19 protein-coding genes are annotated in these 18,114 nt (G+C 61.9%); 5 read left to right on the top strand and 14 right to left on the bottom strand.

The features are described 5' to 3' along the window. Positions 1-62: 62 nt before the first annotated feature. The 10 genes from prfA to rpmJ form a co-directional block, all read right to left on the bottom strand. Positions 63-1,145: a peptide chain release factor 1 gene (prfA, locus tag ACVWZJ_RS02430; RefSeq protein ID WP_011433196.1), complete on the bottom strand. Its 1,083-nt coding sequence runs from the start codon at positions 1,143-1,145 to the stop codon at positions 63-65. 54 nt (positions 1,146-1,199) lie between these two features. Continuing rightward, positions 1,200-1,424: a 50S ribosomal protein L31 gene (rpmE, locus tag ACVWZJ_RS02425; protein ID WP_011433195.1), complete on the bottom strand. Its 225-nt coding sequence runs from the start codon at positions 1,422-1,424 to the stop codon at positions 1,200-1,202. Between the two features lie 76 nt (positions 1,425-1,500). Beyond that, entirely contained in the window at positions 1,501-1,911 is a 411-nt protein-coding gene (rpsI, locus tag ACVWZJ_RS02420) for a 30S ribosomal protein S9 (RefSeq protein ID WP_011433194.1), read from the bottom strand. Continuing rightward, positions 1,908-2,363: a 50S ribosomal protein L13 gene (rplM, locus tag ACVWZJ_RS02415; RefSeq protein WP_011433193.1), complete on the bottom strand. Its 456-nt coding sequence runs from the start codon at positions 2,361-2,363 to the stop codon at positions 1,908-1,910. The genes rpsI and rplM overlap by 4 nt, the downstream gene beginning before the upstream one ends. A gap of 45 nt (positions 2,364-2,408) precedes the next feature. Then, positions 2,409-3,266, bottom strand: a complete 858-nt coding sequence (gene truA, locus ACVWZJ_RS02410; RefSeq protein ID WP_457394377.1) for a tRNA pseudouridine(38-40) synthase TruA — start codon at positions 3,264-3,266, stop codon at positions 2,409-2,411. Between the two features lie 13 nt (positions 3,267-3,279). Next, entirely contained in the window at positions 3,280-3,630 is a 351-nt protein-coding gene (rplQ, locus tag ACVWZJ_RS02405) for a 50S ribosomal protein L17 (protein ID WP_011433191.1), read from the bottom strand. A 95-nt stretch (positions 3,631-3,725) separates the two neighbouring features. After that, entirely contained in the window at positions 3,726-4,733 is a 1,008-nt protein-coding gene (locus tag ACVWZJ_RS02400) for a DNA-directed RNA polymerase subunit alpha (protein ID WP_457394471.1), read from the bottom strand. Positions 4,734-4,867: 134 nt separating this feature from the next. Next, positions 4,868-5,254: a 30S ribosomal protein S11 gene (gene rpsK / locus ACVWZJ_RS02395; protein WP_011433189.1), complete on the bottom strand. Its 387-nt coding sequence runs from the start codon at positions 5,252-5,254 to the stop codon at positions 4,868-4,870. Positions 5,255-5,338: 84 nt separating this feature from the next. Beyond that, complete coding sequence (gene rpsM / locus ACVWZJ_RS02390) at positions 5,339-5,722, bottom strand: 30S ribosomal protein S13 (protein ID WP_011433188.1); 384 nt, start codon at positions 5,720-5,722, stop codon at positions 5,339-5,341. A 201-nt stretch (positions 5,723-5,923) separates the two neighbouring features. After that, a complete protein-coding gene (gene rpmJ / locus ACVWZJ_RS02385; protein WP_011433187.1) occupies positions 5,924-6,040 on the bottom strand; it encodes a 50S ribosomal protein L36 in 117 nt (38 codons plus the stop codon). A 165-nt stretch (positions 6,041-6,205) separates the two neighbouring features. Between rpmJ and ACVWZJ_RS02380 the strand changes: the two genes are divergently transcribed. Beyond that, positions 6,206-8,182, top strand: a complete 1,977-nt coding sequence (locus ACVWZJ_RS02380) for a carboxypeptidase regulatory-like domain-containing protein (protein ID WP_457394374.1) — start codon at positions 6,206-6,208, stop codon at positions 8,180-8,182. 88 nt (positions 8,183-8,270) lie between these two features. Beyond that, the gene (locus ACVWZJ_RS02375; RefSeq protein ID WP_011433185.1) at positions 8,271-9,332 is read left to right on the top strand and encodes a carboxypeptidase-like regulatory domain-containing protein; all 1,062 of its coding nucleotides are present in this window, start codon (positions 8,271-8,273) and stop codon (positions 9,330-9,332) included. Between the two features lie 364 nt (positions 9,333-9,696). Here ACVWZJ_RS02375 and ACVWZJ_RS02370 read toward each other — a convergent pair whose 3' ends face one another. Genes ACVWZJ_RS02370 through ACVWZJ_RS02360 form a run of 3 tightly spaced genes read right to left on the bottom strand, consistent with a single transcriptional unit; the run spans position 9,697 to position 12,241 of the window. Continuing rightward, positions 9,697-10,305: a hypothetical protein gene (locus tag ACVWZJ_RS02370; RefSeq protein ID WP_041436487.1), complete on the bottom strand. Its 609-nt coding sequence runs from the start codon at positions 10,303-10,305 to the stop codon at positions 9,697-9,699. Beyond that, on the bottom strand, positions 10,284-10,706 hold the full coding sequence (locus ACVWZJ_RS02365) for a thioesterase family protein (RefSeq protein WP_011433183.1): 423 nt from the start codon (positions 10,704-10,706) through the stop codon (positions 10,284-10,286). The genes ACVWZJ_RS02370 and ACVWZJ_RS02365 overlap by 22 nt, the downstream gene beginning before the upstream one ends. Continuing rightward, entirely contained in the window at positions 10,706-12,241 is a 1,536-nt protein-coding gene (locus ACVWZJ_RS02360; protein WP_238376718.1) for a hypothetical protein, read from the bottom strand. The genes ACVWZJ_RS02365 and ACVWZJ_RS02360 overlap by 1 nt, the downstream gene beginning before the upstream one ends. Positions 12,242-12,466: 225 nt before the next feature. Here ACVWZJ_RS02360 and ACVWZJ_RS02355 point away from each other — a divergent pair, with 225 nt between their 5' ends. The 3 genes from ACVWZJ_RS02355 (at position 12,467) to ACVWZJ_RS02345 (ending at position 16,844) form a co-directional block, all read left to right on the top strand. Continuing rightward, entirely contained in the window at positions 12,467-14,575 is a 2,109-nt protein-coding gene (locus ACVWZJ_RS02355) for a tetratricopeptide repeat protein (RefSeq protein ID WP_457394369.1), read from the top strand. Positions 14,576-14,676: 101 nt separating this feature from the next. Beyond that, entirely contained in the window at positions 14,677-15,858 is a 1,182-nt protein-coding gene (gene aroB, locus ACVWZJ_RS02350; protein ID WP_457394366.1) for a 3-dehydroquinate synthase, read from the top strand. Next, entirely contained in the window at positions 15,837-16,844 is a 1,008-nt protein-coding gene (locus ACVWZJ_RS02345; RefSeq protein WP_457394363.1) for an aspartate-semialdehyde dehydrogenase, read from the top strand. The genes aroB and ACVWZJ_RS02345 overlap by 22 nt, the downstream gene beginning before the upstream one ends. Here the strand turns inward: ACVWZJ_RS02345 and ACVWZJ_RS02340 are convergent. Further along, positions 16,841-17,833 (bottom strand): DUF7933 domain-containing protein, encoded by a 993-nt coding sequence (locus ACVWZJ_RS02340; RefSeq protein ID WP_457394360.1) that lies wholly within the window; start codon positions 17,831-17,833, stop codon positions 16,841-16,843. The genes ACVWZJ_RS02345 and ACVWZJ_RS02340 overlap by 4 nt on opposite strands. Positions 17,834-18,114 lie beyond the last annotated feature (281 nt).

Genomic DNA, 18,114 nt, shown 5'->3' with positions numbered 1-18,114 from the left:
AGCTCGGCAGAGGAAAGGTCCTCGAGAAGGGATCCCATCCGCTGGCGGTAACTCAGCTTGGCCTAGGATAGCTCCGCCAACAGCTCTTTTTGGTAAAGGCCAATACAAGCTTGGATCAAGTCGTCCAGCTCCCCATCCAAGATGGGCTGCAGAGGGAAATTCTGGTTAAGGCGGTGGTCGGTAACGCGGTTGTCCTTGTAGTTGTAGGTGCGAATTTTTTCCGAGCGGGATCCCGTTCCCACCTGCATGCGCCGAGCAGAGCTGATGGAGGCCTGTTGCTCCTGCAGCTTCATCTCGTAGAGTTTGGCCCGCAAAATCTGCATGGCCCGCTGGCGGTTCTGCAGTTGGGAACGCTCCTCGGTACAAAACACCCGGATCCCGGTGGGCTTGTGGAGAAGATCCACCGCCGTCTCCACCTTGTTCACGTTTTGGCCGCCTGCCCCCCCGGAGCGTGCCGTTTTGATTTCGATGTCTTTCGGGTCGATGACCACCTCCACCTCGTCCACCTCTGGCATCACCGCCACCGTGGCCGTCGAGGTGTGGACACGGCCTTGCGCTTCGGTGACGGGCACCCGCTGCACCCGATGCACGCCAGCTTCAAACTTGAGCTTGCTGTACACCTGATCCCCTTGAATCTCCAGGATCGCCTCTTTGTAGCCCCCCAGCTCTCCTTCCGAGAGGCTCGCCAGACGCACCGACCAGCCCAGCTTTTCGGCGTAGCGGGTGTACATGCGGGCCAGATCCGCCGCCCACAGCGCCGCCTCCTCCCCACCGGTGCCGGCGCGAATCTCCAACATGATGTTCTTGTCGTCGTTGGGATCCCGGGGCAGCAGCAGCAGGGTGAGCTTTTCCTCCAGTTGTTCTTGGCGGGCCCGCAGTTGCTCAAGTTCCGCTCTTGCCATCGCCTCCAGCTCCGGGTCGGAGGCCGATTCCCGCAAAAGTTCTTCCGTCTGTTGCAGATCGCGATTCAGCTTTTGCCAGTCGTGAAAAGCCTGGACGGTGGCCTCCAAGGAGGAGCGGGCCTTGGCAATCCGCTGCAGCTCAGCTGGATCCGTGGCCACGTCCGGATCGGCCAAGCGCACCGTCAGCTCCTGAAAAGTGGCTTCGACATTCTTAAGCTGGTCGATCAGTTGAGCAGAAGCCATAGATTCGCAATACCCAGGGATCCAAGCGTTGCCCACACCCAGATGGGGGAACCTCTACTTGGCCTTTTTGCCACCGCTCATGCCGTATTTGCGCATGAACTTCTCCACCCGGCCTTCGCTGTCGATGATCTTCTGGCTGCCGGTGAAAAAGGGATGGTTGCCCGACCAAACATCCACCTTGAGCTCCGGCTTGGTGGATCCCACCGTCATCACCACTTCGCCATTGCAGATGACTTTGGCTTCTGGATACCACTGCGGGTGCAATCCTTTCTTGGGCATAACCCTTTCCTCCTCTGGGCCTGTTTCTATACCCTTGTCTATCAACATCTTCCTCTAAAAACAACGGCAGGGATCCCTAGCGCTTCGAGTACTGGGGAGCCTTGCGGGCCTTGCGCAGGCCGTATTTCTTCCGCTCCACGGCGCGCGGATCCCGTTTCAGATAACCCTCGACTTTCAAAGGGCCGCGATTGGCCGGATCCACCTCGCAGAGGGCGCGCGCCACCCCCAGCTTGATCGCATCCGCCTGGCCGTGAACGCCGCCGCCATGGGCTCGCACTAGGATATCGTAGGAGTTTTCCAGACCAAGGATCTCCAGCGGCCCCTTCACACTGGCCAGAAGGGCTTCTTGATACTGCAGATACTGGTCTCCCGGCCTGTCGTTGATGATGATTTTGCCCGTGCCGGGCACCAAACGCACGCGGGCAACGGCGGTTTTGCGGCGTCCCGTTCCCCAATAAACGGCTCGTTGGCTGCTCGCTTGAGTCATGCTTTGGCTCCTGGGATCGTGTTGAGGGGATAAACTTGGGGCTGCTGGGCCTCATGAGGGTGGTTTGGCCCGACATAAACTTTCAGCTTGGTGAATTGCCGCCGGCCCAAACGGGTGTGGGGCAACATTCCCTTGACCGCTTTTTCCACCACCCGCTCCGGCAGGCGCGCCTGCAGTTGGGCAAAGGTTTCCACTTTCATGCCGCCAGGACGGCCAGAGTGGCGGCGGTAGAGCTTTTGGGTGCGCTTTTTGCCGGTAACTACCACTTTTTCAGCATTGATCACAATTACATAGTCCCCCGTATCCAGGTGAGGGGTGAAGTCCGGTTTGTGCTTACCCCGCAAGAGGGTGGCCACAGCGGCGGCCAAGCGGCCCAGGCGTTGATTGGCAGCATCCACCAGATACCAGCGGGGCGCCAGAGTCTCGGGGTTGGGAAGGGGAGTTTTGTTCATGGCAGCCAAGGAAACATATCAGGACAAGCTTGGAGATCGCCCAGATCAACCGCAGGAATGGGCCAACGCAGCCGGCGACCGGAGGGCGGAGGGAGGCTCTGTGGGCAAGGCCCAAAAGGGCGGCGAGTGGGCGAACTGTTGACCGAAGGGATCCGCAGCATAGCCCACATCCGTCAGGCACAGCCCTTGCGGAGGAGCGCTGTAGCGGGTGCGCATCTGGCTCCAGTCGTTGTGTTGCCACAGGTGGACAAACTGTGCCGGGCTGAGCTCGCCCCGGCCCACCACCTCTAGGGATCCCACCAAGAGCCGCATCATCCGGTAGAGGAAGCCGCTGGCCTGCACCTCAATGCTGATCAAGTCCCCCAGCCGCTGGCAGAGCACCTCCTGCACCTGTACCCGCGAGTGGGGCCGATCCGATCCCCGCCGCCGGAAGGCTTCCAAGCTGTGCTCCCCCAGCAGGGAATTCAGGGCTTCCGCCATCGGCTCCACCTGCAGAGGCCAACGCACTTGCCAGCTAAAGAGGCGCCAGAACACATCCGGTCGCTCCCGGTTCAGGATCAGGTAGCGGTAACGGCGCCAGCGAGCCGAAAAGCGAGCGTGCCAGGAGTCAGGCACTTGAGCAGAAGCCAGCACTACCACATCTTCCGGCAGACAGTCGTTCAGCACCCTCGACCACTCCGCCGCAGGGATGCCGGAGGTGGTGTCGAAGTGGGCCACCTGGCCTGCAGCATGAACCCCCGTATCGGTGCGACCGGCCCCATAGAGGGTTACCGGATGCCCCGCCCGCGACGCAATCGCCTCCTCCAGCACCCCTTGCACGGTACGGCGGGCTGCCTGGCGCTGCCAGCCATAGAACCTGCTGCCGAGGTACTGAACTCTCAGGGCAATGCGACGGTACGGCATGGATCCCTTTCCGCTACACCAGCTCGATGACCGCCATTTCTGCTCCATCCCCCCGCCGATGCACGGTGCGCAAGATGCGGGTATAGCCACCGGGCCGATCCCGGTAGCGCTCAGGAGCCTGCTCAAACAGGGAGCGCACCAGCTCCTTGTCGTAGATGTAGGCCAGCGCCTGTCGCCGCGCCGCCAGGGATCCCTCTTTGGCCAGGGTGATCATCTTCTCGGTGGTGGCCCGAATGGCTTTGGCGCGGGCTTTGGTGGTGGTGATCCGCCCTTCCCGCAGCAGAGCCGTGGTCAGCGCCCGCATCAGGGCCTTGCGCTGGTCGGCGGGCTTATTGAGGTGGGGGGTACGACGGCGGTGGCGCATGGTAACCTCTGTCTTGTGTCCTACACTCTTCGGGGATCCTTGGGTTTTGACGCGGTCGTGCCGGCGGTGCAGATGCTTGAGACGGAACCTAAACTCTAGGCCTTGCCTTTTTCGCGGGTGCGGGGCAGTGTCAGACCAAAGCGGGCTTTCAAAGCCTGCACCACCTCTTCGGCAGACTTCTGGCCAAAGTTTTTGATCTCCAGCAGATCTTCCTCGGTATAGAGCAGCAGATCGGCCACCGTGTTGATCTGAGCTCGCTTCAGACAGTTGTAGGCCCGTACCGAGAGCTGTAGCTCCTCGATGGGGATCTGGTTTTTTTGGTTGTCCTCGTCTGGCTTGGGCGGCACAGGAGCATCGAAGCTGACCTCCTGCAGCGGTGCGAACAAGCCCACCAAAATGCGGGCCGCTTGGCTGAGGGCCTCTTGCGGGGTGAGGCTGCCGTTGGTCCAGATTTCCAATACTAGCCGATCTTTTTCCAGGAATTGGCCCACCCGAGCTGCTTCCACAGCGTAGTTCACCTTGCGCACCGGCATGAAGACAGAGTCGATCTGCAGAAAATCAATCGCCATCGCTTTGCTGTCGGAGTAATCGACGGCGCGGTAGCCATGTCCCCGGCCAATCATGAACTCCATTTCCAAAATCGCCCCTTCCGCCAGGGTGGCAATGTGGTGACGGGGGTTGATCACCTCCACATCGCTGGGCAATTGCAGCTTCTCAGCAGTAACTTCCCCTGGCCCCTGAGCCACCAAACGGCCCACCTGAGTCTCGGGGGAACTGGAGCGCAGCACCAGCTCCTTCATGTTTAGAAGGATCTCCATCACGTCTTCCCGCACCCCCGGCACCGTGGAAAACTCGTGGGTCACCCCGGCAATGCGTACAGCAGTCACCGCCGTCCCCTCCAGATTGGAGAGCAACACCCGCCGCAAAGCGTTGCCCACCGTGATCCCTTGGCCGCGCTCCAGCGGCCCCAAAGCAAATTTGCCGTAGTGAGCGCCACTGTCATCCCGACGAGATTCGACACACTCGGTCTGGTAGGCAACAGCACTTGCGCTCGCTCTGCTGCCCAGAGAGTGGGAGAGGGTTCGGCTGGTTTGAATCGTCATGGTGGCCCCGTCCGTCTGGCTCGACATCCGTTTGGAGAACTGATGAAACTTCGAGGTCATCTCACGCTTGGGCAGACCTGTAGCTCTGGAGCAAACTCCTACAGACGCTCGACCGGCCCTCAACGCGGGATCCTTCAGACACGCCGCCGCTTGGGGGGACGGCAACCGTTGTGGGGAATGGGGGTGATATCTCGAATAAGGGTAATTTCCAAGCCCGTTGCCTGTAGAGCGCGAATGGCGGTTTCTCGACCGGCTCCCGGCCCGCTCACCATCACTTCGATCTGGCGCATGCCGTTCTCCATGGCTTGACGCGCCGCACTTTCTGCTGCCATTTGGGCGGCGAAGGGAGTGCCCTTTTTGGCCCCTTTGAAGCCCGTAGAACCTGCCGAGGCCCAAGACACCACATCGCCGTTGGGATCCGTGATGGTGACGATGGTGTTGTTGAAGGTGGACTGAATGTAGGCCACCCCATTGGGGATGTTCTTTTTGACTTTACGTCCGCGCCGTTGCTGCCGAGCCATGATCCAGGTGTCCTTGCAATCGACTGTTTGGGGTTGGGATTCGGGATGGTGGAAGAGTTTTGCCTTCCGCGCAAAGTCCAGCGACTACTTCTTGGCGGGAGCTTTCTTCTTGCCGGCCACCGTTTTCCTGACCCCCTTGCGGGTGCGGGCATTGGTGCGGGTGCGCTGGCCACGCACGGGCAGACCCAGGCGGTGGCGACGACCTCGATAGGTGCCAATGTCGATCAGCCGCTTGATGTTCATCGCCTCCTGGCGGCGCAGATCCCCTTCCACCTGGTATTCGCCCTCCACCACCGTTCGCAGGGCGGCCACCTCAGCGTCGGTGAGGTCGCGGGTACGAGTATCCGGATTGATGCCGGTCTTCGCCAAAATTTGGCGGGAGCGGGTCAGCCCAATGCCGTAAATGTAGGTGAGGGCAATCTCCACTCGCTTTTCTCGGGGGATGTCAACTCCCGCAATCCGTGCCATAGTCAGGGGTACCTTATCGAAATCAAATCAAACCAAGTTGCCTGCCTGAGATGGGATTTTTATTCAGGGGGATGTGGCCGTGGAGATGCTGGTCTTGGGATCCATGCTCACCGAGAGGTCTAGCCAACGTTTTGCTCGGTTGTGTCGGAAGCCTTTGCCTCTGTCTCCCGTTGCAGGCTGAACCCACCCACCATCGACCCTCTAGCCCTGCCGCTGCTTGTGCTTCGGGTTGGAAGAACAGATCACCATCACCCGACCATGGCGGCGGATGACTCGGCATTTCTCACAGATCCGACGGACGGAAGGCCGCACCTTCATGGTTGATCCTGACAAAACCAGCGAATATCCATTCTATGTTCGTCTGGGCAACCTGTCAAAATGTGTTTGGGTTTGCTGACAGCGAGCGGACAGTCGGGTTGGCTATGCTGGTTGGGCGAGGATCTCCTGAGTCAAAGTAGGCGCGACTGTGGGGTGGAGAAGGCCATGCGGTGGCAATGGCTGGTTTTGCTGAGTGGTGTGCTGGGGCTGGGATCCCCTGTGTTGGGGCAAGGGATCCCTTTGCCGGCAGCAGGCTCCTCCTCTGCGGTGGAGAACTTTTCGACGGACGGGAACGGCCTGAGGACAGAGGGGGATTGGCTTTTGCCCTTGCGCAGCTCTGCCGATCGCATCGATGGGGTACCGGATCGGGGCTGGGTTGCGGTTGGGCTGTTGGAGGAGCAGGCCGTGACCCTGCTGGATGGGGCCAGCGGGGATCCCTTGTGGCAGGCGGCGGTGGGGTTTGCTCCCAGTGTGGTGCGGGTGGATGAGGCACGGCAGGTGGTCTACGCCTCTGGCCCCAATGCCCCTGGGCTGGTGGCCCTCGATCTGCTGACGGGGGAGCTGATTCAGGCTTATGGGTTGCCGGCAGGGGTTTTGGATATTGCCGTGGATGCGGCCACAGGGCGGGTTTTCGCCTCCCTGCCCTCTGCCCAGAGTTTGGCGGTGATGGCTGCTCCCCTGCGCGTCAGCGGTGCGCAAAGCGATCCCTCAGAGCAGCCGCAAGCCCGCAATTTGCCGATGCCCGGCCCCCCCTTGGCGCTGGCCTATGATGCGCAGCGGGGATCCCTGTTTGTGGGTCTAGCCGGGGAGGATCCCCTCAGCTTGCTGGTGGTCAACCCGGACAATGGGGAGCTGTTGGCCCGTTGGCGGGGCGGTCATACTCCGGAAGCCATGGCCCTGGATGCGGAACGGCAACGCTTGGTGGTGCTCAACTCCGGCAGCCAAGATCTAACAGTGCTGGATCTGAGCCGCAGCGGCGAGGCCCTGCAGCGGGTTGGCCTGGATTGGCGACCGACGCGGCTGGCCCTTTCCCCTGATGGACGTTGGGCTTACGTGACCTCCCGCGATAGCGACCGCCTGCAGCTGGTGGATTTACAGACGGGGCGATTGGTGGCCTCGCTGCGGCTGCAGGGACAGCCGACGGGTCTGGTGATGCTGGGGGAGCGGGATCTGTGGGTGGTGGCAGCAGGGATCCCGGCTTTGCGCCGTTTGCAGGATATTCAGGCTCAAGTTGGCGACGGCGGGACAGAGGTCCTGAACGGGGGAGTCCCCTCTCCAGGCAACCGCGGTGTGGTAACCGGGCGGGTGCTGGATATTGCCGGCCAACCCGTTCAGACCGGGGTTTTGCACTTGGCCGCCACGCCAACCCAACCCAGGCAAACCGTCCGCATTGCTGCCGACGGCACTTACGTGCTGCCGGAACTGTCGGCCGGCCTGTATTTGGTGGATGTGGAGGTGCCGGGTTTTCCGCTGACCAGCACCCAGGTGGAAGTCCGGGCCGGCTTTGTCTCCACTCAGGATATTCGTCTGCCGCCCGGGGAACCGACCCGCCGGCCGGAGGGCATTGGCCTTTTGCCGGATGAACCCGTTTACTCGGATGAGCTGGCCCGCCACCTCAGCATGGCCCTGAAGGAGTTGCAGCCCCAGCGACCGGTGATCCTCTTGAAGGGGCCTTTGGGGCCGGATCCTCGGTTTGAGCCGCTTCTGCCCCTCACCCAGGGCCTAACGTTGTTGGATCGGGATGAGCGCTACACCGCCGACTTGGCCAAGCTGAAGGCCATCGGGGATGCCCTGGGATTGCGCTATATCCTCTTGACCCAGATGCAGATCTCGCGGGACTACAACCGCCAGGGCAACTCTCTGCTGAATACGGCCTTACGCTTTGTGGCCCCGACGGTGCCGGTGGAAATTCCCAATTTCACCCCCAACCAGTTGCGCAGCCGCGGGGTGGTGGTGGTGGTGGACTTGCAGAGGGATCGGCCTGGGGATCGGGCCCGCTACTACGAAGCCTATGGGCGGGATGATGTGGGCGGGGATCCGATGTTTGAAGATGCGGCAGCGGGCCTGTTTCGGCTGCAGGTGCGCAACATGGTGCCGGTGTTTGTCCAACAATGGCAAACCAACAACCCCTTTTCGGGGTGAGGATCCCTGCAGCAGGATCTTGCCCTGTTCGCGTCAGGGGTGCGGAGCAGAATAGAACCGACTGCTACTACCGGATGCAACCTTCGCCATGCCTTTTTTCTTCTTTCATCCTCTCCGGCACAGGATTAGCTATCGCTACGCAACGCTCTCGCGAACAGGCAGTCTGGCCCTCTGCGGCTGGCTGGCACTGGCTTCAGGAGCGCTGGCTCAGGCTCCGGCCACCCCCATTCCGCGGTTGACGCCGTTGTTTCCCTCCCAAAACAGAGGGCAGCCCCAGGGAACAGCACGGCTGGTGGGGCAGGTGAGCAACAGCGTGGGGCAACCTGTGGCGGGGGCACAGGTGCAGTTGGAGGGCATGGAGAACCCCAATCAGCCGATTCAAACCGATGAGCGGGGCGCTTTTGAGCTAGACCAAGCCCCAGCCGGGCGCCGGATGTTGACGGTGTGGCACCCCGACTATGAAAAGGCAGAGCAGGAGATCCTCCTGCAAGCGGGCCTGACCACCCCTGTGGATGTGGTTTTGCAGGTGCCGATTCGGCCTCAGCCCCGCCGTCGCCTTGGCATTTTGGGGGTGGGAGGGTTGGAGCATACCCAACTGTTGGGCCAGCGCCTGGCCATAGAGGCGGTGCGTCTGGGCTTGATCCCCAACGGCGAGAAGGTGGTGCCCCTGGACAACCGTCGCATTCAGCCCATTTTGCAGAAGGTGGGCTGGCCCATCTACGAGCTGTTTGAGTGGGATCGCCGCAAGCCGGAGGCGGTGGGCCAATTTTTCGATTACCTGGGCCTGGAAGCCATCGTCATCGCCCGCGTCGATGTCCTCACTCGACCAGCTTCGCCAACGGAGCTGAGCCTGCGTTCCCGCAGCCGCCTGGAACTGTGGCGGTTTGATGAGCAAGGCAACCTTGTGGTAGATATCCTGGCCGAGGCCAGTCGCGATCAGGTGGAGCGGAGCAACCTCAATGCTGCCGAGCTGGCCCAGCTTTATCAAATCCAAGTCACCCAGATGGCTGCTGAGGTGGGATCCCGCTGGAAGGAGCATCACCCGCTGGCCCAGTACCTAGAACTGGCTCAGGGAGAAGCCCCACCCCCACGCTCTCGCCTGGATACGGCTGTGGAGCTGCGCATCCCCTCTGCCACACCGACTCCCTAGGTCTTAAGCAGAACAGCTCCGGGATCTCTTCTATTGTCGTGAAAGGGATCGTCCTCTGAGTTCGTCTAGCAACGACGGGAGGAGCCGCCCGAAGAGTGGCGAGAAGAGCTGCCCCCCGATGAAGGGCGGGAGGAGGAGCCGAAAGAGCCAGAAGAGCGCGAGGAGCCGCCACAACAGGAGCTTGCAAAGCTTGGATCTGGTTTTGCAGTTGTCTGCAGCGACGCTGCCTGCGCCAGTACATTGTGCCGCCGATTATCCCTGCAGCACCTGCCCCCACCCCTACCAACGGCCAGGGCGAAGGGGGAGGCGGGTAGGTCATGCCTCTGTTGAATTGCTGCCCGGCGCTGCAGCCGGCCTGACCGCGTCAGCGCTGCAGTTCCCCCCCCAGCGCTTTGCTCCTGACGCCAGCTGTCCCATGGGCTATTTTTGCTGGGGATCCCTTCCGATGGCGCGATAGGGCGAGCCACCCCAGTTTCAAGGCCAGCCCCAGCACCTGCCAGCCGCGCAACCGGATCACCAGGGATCCCCATCCGTGCCAACCGATGCGAGCGAAGGTCAAGCGCAGGTGTTGGGCCAACTGAGGGGGTAGAGCGGCGATTAGTCCCAAGCATTGCCCCGTCAAAGCCGGATCGGCAAAGCCAATTTCCACCCCTCCTTGCCAAGATTGGATGTGGAGCTGCTTGCCCAGCTTCCACAGGTAGGGCCAATCTCTGGGGGAGCAACGTTCTCCCCGCTGCGCCGGCCAACGGCCGCGAAGGCGCAGGGATCCCCAACGCCATTCCCAGCCACGGCGGCTGCCCCGCACGGCCCAGCCTCCCCAGCCGTGCCATTTCCAGATCCAGGCAAGGGGGCCCTGCCAGGGTTTGCGGTAGCGCAGAATGAGCTGTTGAGGCCAGAACAAGAGAGTTCCCACAAAGACGGCCAGCAGCAATCCCAAAGGACTCCGTCCCGCTAACGCGAACAGCTTGAGCACCGACTGGGATCCTCCGCGGTCAATCCATAGCGGGCCAGAAAACGGGGCAAATCGACCACCAGGCAGGTGTAGGATCCCTGCATCACCAGCCGCTCCTGCTGGGTGATCTCCACCTGAAACTGAATGCGTCTCCCCTCCACGGCCACGACTTCGACCCGCATCTGCAAGGGATCCCCCGCCACCGCTGCCGACCGATGTTCCAAGGCAAAGCGGATCCCGACCGCCGCTTCCTCCGGCTCGTAGAAGGGCTGCAAGGTGGTGTGGCTGCACCGCTCGATCAACGTCAACAAAGCCGGGGATCCGATCACCTTCACACCGGGGTTGCCCAGAGCCTCAGCGGTTTGTTCCGGGCCGAGGATCCCCTGCCAGGTGCCGAGGGTGCCCAGGGGAACAGGTTTCATCAGCGGGCGGGGGCGCGCATTCTCCCAGAGTGCCACAGGCTCCAGCCTTGCCAGAGCAGGAGAATCAACGCCAGGATCCCGACCACCCCGGCCAGCACCAGCGCCCGTTCCCAGCGGGTGGCATGGAAGCCGGTTACCGTCCAATCGCGGCTGAGGTTGGATCCCAGAATGGCAAGCACAGCCAGGCCCAAACCTCGGATCCCCAGAGATTCCGCCCCTCTTCCCTCCTGCTGCAGGAGGATGGGCTGCAGCGCCGCCAGGATCAAGGCGGTGGTCAAGGCTCCCAACAGGAAGGCCGCTTGCGGCTGAGCGTGAATGAAGTAGCCCACCCCCACCGGCAAAGCCAGGCTAGCCAGCGTCAGGGCGATCCCCGTCTGCAGGGGTTTGTCTGGCCCGTATAGCCAGTGAATGAGCGCCGCCAGCGCCATGGCCGCCATTCCCAGGTACAGCGCCGCCGACACATAGGGTTGGGTGAGGTCGATCCCGGCAACCTGCAGGTTGAACTGGTGCAACAGGTTTTGCAGCAGAGGGCGGGCCGACAAAAACAAAGCGGCCATGGCCCCCCAACGGCTGGGAAAAGCCAGACATCCCAGCCCCAAGAGGGCCGCCCCGTAGGATCCCCCCAGCCGCAACGCCAGCAGCGCTCCTCCGCCCACCAGCGTTAGGCCCACACAGGCCCGCCAGAGCAGCCGTCCTTGTTGCTCGGCAACGCTGACGCGACCGGCTGAAGCCTCCGGCCCGCTGACGCCAGCAGGTTCCCCTGGCGCAGGGATCCCCTGTCCCGTCTGGTTTTCCAAGGCAAGCAAGGCCCACGAGAGCAGCACCCCTGCCCCGTAGAGCAAGGCCCAAAAGGGATCCTGGTATAGGCCGTTGCGGGTCAAGGCCAAGGCCAGCGCCAACGCCACCAGCCACCCCACCCCATGCCCCACTGCCGACAGCAGCCCGGGGGAGTCTTCTGAGGCGGTCAAGAGCGGCACAGTGCCTGCCACCAAGCTGAGGGCGGCCAGCCCCACCGGCAACAGCACCTGCCAAGGGAGATCCGGCTGGGATCCCATCTCCAGCAGGCGAGATCCCCAGGTTATGGCGGCAATGCCGCTCCACCCCTGGCCCAGCGCCATCAGCAACGACAGGGCTTCCGCTGCGGCCAAGACCCCCAGCAAAGGGATCCCCACCAAGCCCATCCCCAGGCCGCAGCCCCACAGAAACAGCATTCCATGCTGCTCCGCAATGCCGATGCGACTGGGGGAGCCGATAGCCAGACTTTGCCAGGCCGCCAAACTGAGCAACAGCACCACCAGCCCTTGCCCGGCCCGACCGCAGCCACTCAACCCCAGTAAACCCACCCCCACCAGGCCCCCCAACAACAAAGCCAGGGGGATCAGATCCGGCAACTGACCCAGCCAGCACCCCAGCGCCGCCAAGGCCACCAAGCCCAGCCCCACTGCCGGTTGCCAGCGGCGAACGGATCCCCAGCGGCGATATCGAATCGCTTCCAACAGCAAGACCACCAAGCCAATCGCGGCCGCAATCGCCAAAACTCCACCCAGCACGTGCTCCCTCCTTTCAAGCCCTGCACCAACTATCGCCTATCGCTGTCCGGTCATCATCGCCATTCAGAACCAATCGAGCGGAAGCGTTGCCTAGCATCAGGTTTGCTCCTTGCCCCAGACCCGATGGGGAGCAAATGCGTTTGCGTTTGTGAAAGCATCGCGCAGCGATAACGCAAAGATAAGCTGGAGAAGAGCAGCGAGCGGGCGTTCATGTCTTCAGAGCATTACAAGTTCGACCTTTTCTTGCACTACCACCGAGAGCAAGCCCGGTGGGCGCGTCAACTGGCGGAGCGGCTGGATCGCGAGGGTTTCAAAGTCTGGTTTGACCGCTGGATGCTGCAGCCGGGGGATAACCGCAAGCTGGAGCTGCAACTGGCCATCGAACAATGCCGCTGGGTGGGAGTGGTGGCCTCTCCAGAGTTTGTTGCCGATCCCTGGCCAAGGGATGAGCTGTACAGCGGGTTTCCCCATGCCCCGGCACGACAAAACCAGCGCCTGCTGACGCTGCTGCACACCCCCACTGAGCTACCCCGCCCCCTGGAAGAGGCGCCCCTGCTGGATTTTACTGGCTCAGAAGAGGATCCGGTGCTGTTTGAGTACCGCGCCTTGGAGCTAATGCACTTTTTGGATCCCAGCTTCCCTGCCCCCGGGGATCTGCAGCGGTTCCGGCTGCAATACCGCCGCCGTGAGGGGAAAGAGTCCCTGGAAGATGAAGAGGTGCGGGGATTTCAGGCCTTTTTGCGGGCCATCCAGATGGCCATCCTGCGCATTGCCACAGGCGAAACCCCCTCCGCCACGCCAGAAGAAGGAGCGCGTCAGATCGCCATTTTGCAGTTCATTCAGCGGCTGTTTCAGTGGAACAGTGCCGACATCCAATTCGAGCGGGGGGAAGACTGGCGTCGCCGCGGCAACCTGACGGAAGCCCTGGCCGCCTACGACCGGGCTCTGAACATGGATCCCAACTTCGCCCTGGCTTGGAGCCGCCGTGGGGATGTGCTGGTGCAGCTGGCCCGCTACCGCGAGGCGGTGGACAGCTACAACGGATCCCTGAGCATCAACCCCTACGACGAAGAAACCCGGCTGCGCCTGGCCCTGATTCTGGGGCGCCTGGGGCAGTACAAGTCGGCGGTGGTTAACTACGACAAGGTGCTGGAGAGCAACCCGGAAGATGCTCTGGCCTGGCATAACCGCGGCATCCGCCTGCTGCAACTGAAGCGGTCGAAGCTGGCCCTGAACAGCCTGAACAAAGCGCTGCGCCACAACCCCAAGCAGCCCCGCACCTGGCTGGCCCGTGGGATCGTGCTGCGGCGGCTGCGTCGGCCCAGCTCGGCAGCGGCTAGTTTTGCGCGGGTTTTGAAGCTCAACCCCAGAAGTGCGCGGGTTTGGCGCTACCAAGGCAATGCCCTCTTCCACTGCCACCGGCTGCGCTCGGCTGTCGAGTGTTACAAGCGCTCGCTGCGGCTGCGTCGCCGGGATCCCATAACCCTGCACAACTTGGGGGTGGCCCTGCTGCGCTTGGGGCAGTATCGGCTGGCCAGCAAGGCCCTAGAACGCGCTCTGCGCTACGATGCCGACAACTACAAAAGCTGGTACGCCCGCGGTGTGGCCTTCCAGAAATTGGGCTACCTGAAAGAAGCCTGTATCCACTTCGAGGAAGCCCTCAAGATCAAGCCGGAGCACTTTCCAGCCCGCTATGCCTTGGCGGTAGCTCAGCAGGAGCTGGGGCAATATGAGGCCAGCCTACGGCATTTCCAGCGCTTGGTGCAGCAGCGTCCCGGCAGTTCTGCCTGCTGGTTTGGCCAGATCACCGGCCTGCGGCGCCTGGGCCGGCTGGAAGAAGCCCGTGCCGCCTGCCAGCAGATGATCCACCTCAACGAACGGGATCCCTGGGGCTGGTTTGCCCTGGGGTTGATCTACAGCGAGCTGAGGGATCCCGAACAAGCTGTGCAAGCCTACTCGCGGGTTTTGCAGCTCACCCCAGAAGATGCTGTGGCCCTCAACAACCGCGCCTGGGAAGCCTTGAAACTGGGGAAGCTGGAACCTGCTCTGGCAGACGCCCAACAGGCCACGCACCTGGATCCGCAGCGGCCCGCCTTTTGGCACACCCTGGGGCTGATTCAACTGCGGGCCGGCCAGCGAGCAGCCGCCCAGGCCAGCTTGCGGCGCTGTCTGGAGCTGGATCCCCAATTTCAGCCGGCCCAAGCCGCCCTGCAGGACTTGGCCCAGGAAGACTCGGCCTCGCCGGCGGGAACAGCTCTGCCGGATTTGGAAACCCTCACTCCCCAGTCGGAGCCGCAGCCAGTTGACCCCAACCCCTAGCAGGATCCCCTGGGCTTTCAAACTCCCAAGGACAGTGCCTGCAGCAGGCAGACGGGAGCAGAACATGCCACACTGGATCCCGCCCCCCAGGACCGACACGCATGGATCCCTATCTGATCCCTGTCAAGCTTCCCCACAGCTCCTACGATATTCTCCTCCAGTCTGCCGAAGGCCCCCCTGGCCACAGCCTCATCCAGCTGGGATCCCAAATGCGAGCTAGAGGGCTTTCCGGCAAGGCTCTGGTGGTGAGCCATCCCGGCATTGCCAAACACTTTGCCGAGAAGTTGCTGCAGGGGCTGCAACAAGCGGGGTTTGCCGCCCACCTCTGCCTATTGCCTGCCGGCGAACGCTACAAAACCCTGCGCTCGATGGCCAAGATCTACGACGCCGCCCTAGCCTTTGGCCTGGAGCGCTCCTCCACCTTGGTGGCGCTAGGAGGGGGGGTCATTGGCGACATGGTGGGGTTTGCTGCCGCCACCTGGCTGCGCGGGATCCCTTTTGTGCAGGTGCCCACCTCACTTTTGGCCATGGTGGATGCGGCCATTGGTGGCAAGACCGGCGTCAACCATCCTGGCGGGAAAAACCTCATTGGGGCGTTTTATCAGCCGCGCCTGGTGTGGATTGATCCAACGCTATTGCAGACTCTGCCCCAGCGGGAGTTTACCTCAGCCCTAGCGGAAGTGATCAAATACGGCGTGATTCAGGCTGCCGACCTATTTGAGTTTTTGGAAGATCGACCCCAACTGAGCCGCTATACCGACTTTACTCCCGCAGACTTGCACTACCTGCTGCGCCGCTGTGCCGAGTGCAAAGCCTGGGTGGTGCAGCAGGACGAGAAAGAAGCGGGCCTGCGGGCCATCCTCAACTACGGCCACACCCTCGGCCATGCCCTAGAAGCTGCCACCGGCTACCGCCGCTATCTGCACGGAGAAGCTGTCGCCATCGGCATGGTAGCTGCCGGGGAGATCGCCCGCCGCCTGGGGTGGTGGAGCGCTGCTGAAGCCGAACGGCAGCGGCACCTGATCGAGAGGGCAGGGCTGCCCAGCCACTGGCCTGCCGGGATCCCTTGGGAGGCAGTGCTGCAGGCAATGCAGGCCGACAAGAAAGTCAAACAGGGGCGGATTCGCTTCGTTCTGCCCCGCCGCATCGGCCAGGCCGAGCTGACCGATCAAGTCGAGCTGGCAGAGGTGCAGGCTGCTTTGGCCTCGATTACAGCCACCTCTGGAACCCTAGAATTAGGAAAACCTAAGGACAAGAAAGCATGGCACGGCAACAACGAGTAGCCATCTTGGGGGCCACAGGAGCAGTAGGGACGGAGCTGCTGACGCTATTGGAAGAGCGCCACTTTCCTGTAGCCGACCTCAAGCTTTTGGCCTCGCCCCGCTCTGCGGGCACTTATTTGACCTTCAAGGGGGAACGGATCCCGGTTGAGCCGGTTTCAGAAGCGGCCTTTCGAGGCATGGATCTGGTGCTGGCCTCTGCCGGAGCCGGTGTCTCCAAAACCTGGGCCAAAACCATTGTGGATGCGGGGGCGGTGATGGTGGACAACTCCAGCGCCTTTCGCCTGGATCCCAATGTTCCGCTAGTGGTGCCGGAGGTCAACCCCCAGGAAGCCTTCCGTCACCAAGGGATCATTGCTAATCCCAACTGCACCACCATCCTAATGTGCGTGGCCATCTACCCCCTGCATCGCCACATCCCCCTGCGCCGCGTGGTGGCCGCCACCTATCAATCGGCCAGTGGGGCCGGGGCCCGCGCCATGGTGGAGCTAGAGGAGCAAACCCGCGCCTACCTCCAGGGGCAGCCGTTGCAGCCCCAGGTGTTCCCTTACCCTATTGCCTTCAACCTCTTCCTCCACAACAGCCCCCTGCAAGAGAACGGCTACTGCCAGGAAGAGATGAAAATGGTCAACGAATCCCGCAAGATTATGGGATCCCCCAACCTGCGGCTGACAGCTACCTGTGTGCGGGTGCCGGTGCTGCGTACCCACGCCGAGGCCCTCAACCTGGAGTTTGAACAGCCCTTCCCTGTGGAAAAAGCCCGGCAAATCCTGGCCCAGGCCCCTGGGGTGGTGCTCATTGAAGATTGGCAGCAGAACCGCTTTCCCATGCCCATCGACGTGGCCGGCAAGGATGAAGTGGCGGTGGGCCGCATCCGCCAGGACATCTCCGAGCCCAAGGCCCTGGAGCTGTGGCTGTGCGGGGATCAGATCCGCAAAGGAGCAGCCCTCAACGCCGTTCAAATTGCCGAGCTGCTTTTGAAGGACTAATTCACCACAACCGTCCAGGTTACCGGTCCTGCTGTGGCAGGGGCGGCCTGAGCGTTGGTCAATGTTACTGGGGAGTTGGGGTAGGTGTAGGTGCCGGGTGAGGTCAGAGGTCCCGTTTGGACAGGGATGGTCACTGTGCAGGTTGCGCCGACAGCCACTTGTCCTCCGGTGAATTGAATGGTGTTCCCACCCACCGACGCTGTGAGGGTAGCTCCAGCACCACAGGAAGCAGGTAAGGGAGGAGGTGCACCAGGCCCTACGGTTAAAGGCGGCGCTCCCGGCAAGGTGTGGTTAAAGGCCAAGCCCGTCAATGGAATGGCAGCGTTGTTGGTTATTGTAAACGTCAGAGTTCCATTCCCGGTAACGGGAGCTGGGCCGATTGGGCCAAGCGGGTTGGGAGCAAAGGCCATGGTAAAGGTGGGAGCTGGCACCGTTACCGTTAAGTTGATAGCCGCAGCGGTGGCATTAGGCGCTTGGTTGCTGCTCAGGGTTACCGCGGGGCTGGTCAGGGATCCCGCTGTCGTGGCTGTAACCTGAAGATCCAGGCTGATGGTGCAGCTAGCGTTGGCTGCCAATGAGCCGTTGACCAGCAAGATGGAAGTTGCTCCTGGTGCAGCTGCCAGCGTCCCGCCACAGCCGTTGTTGAGGTTGTTGGGAGTGGCAACGATCAAGCCGGCAGGCAGGGGATCGGAAAAGGCTAGACCCGTCAGCGGCAGAGCGGCTGTGTTGGTGATCGTGTAGGTCAGAGTTGTTTTGGCAGTAGGGCCGGCAGCTACCGAGGTGGGGCTAAATGCCTTGGTAAAAGTCGGGGCACCCGGTGTGGGCGTAGGTGTCGGGGTTGGGGTGGGTGTTGGAGTTGGGGTCGGTGTGAGTGTCGGTGTAGGTGTCGGAGTTGGAGTCGGTGTAGGTGTAGGCACTGTCGTCCCACCGCTTCCGCCGTCACCGCAGCCGGTCAGCCCCAGACAGGCCGCTCCTAGACTCAAGGCCACAAGAGAGAGTTGTAACTGCTTTTTTCTTCATCGCTCTCTCACTCCTCGTCACTATCGGACTTGACTTTAGTTTTTATCGACCTGTCTTGCTGCAGTGTACTCCAGTCCAATTGCTGTTCAGGACGCTTCTGTGCCGAGGCAATTTACAATTATTGTAATAAACCTTGGCTTACAGCCTGTTAAGGGCTCAAGGGGTACAATAGCAGCACTTAGCAAACCAACTTCGGAAGGAGGATGGATTGATCAGTAGTAAAGAAGTCTTCACTATCTGCTCCATGCTA

This window comes from Thermostichus sp. OS-CIW-29 (genome assembly GCF_054058195.1).
The sequence above is the reverse complement of the archived record's forward strand: the minus strand, read 5'-3'. Positions and strand labels throughout refer to the sequence as shown.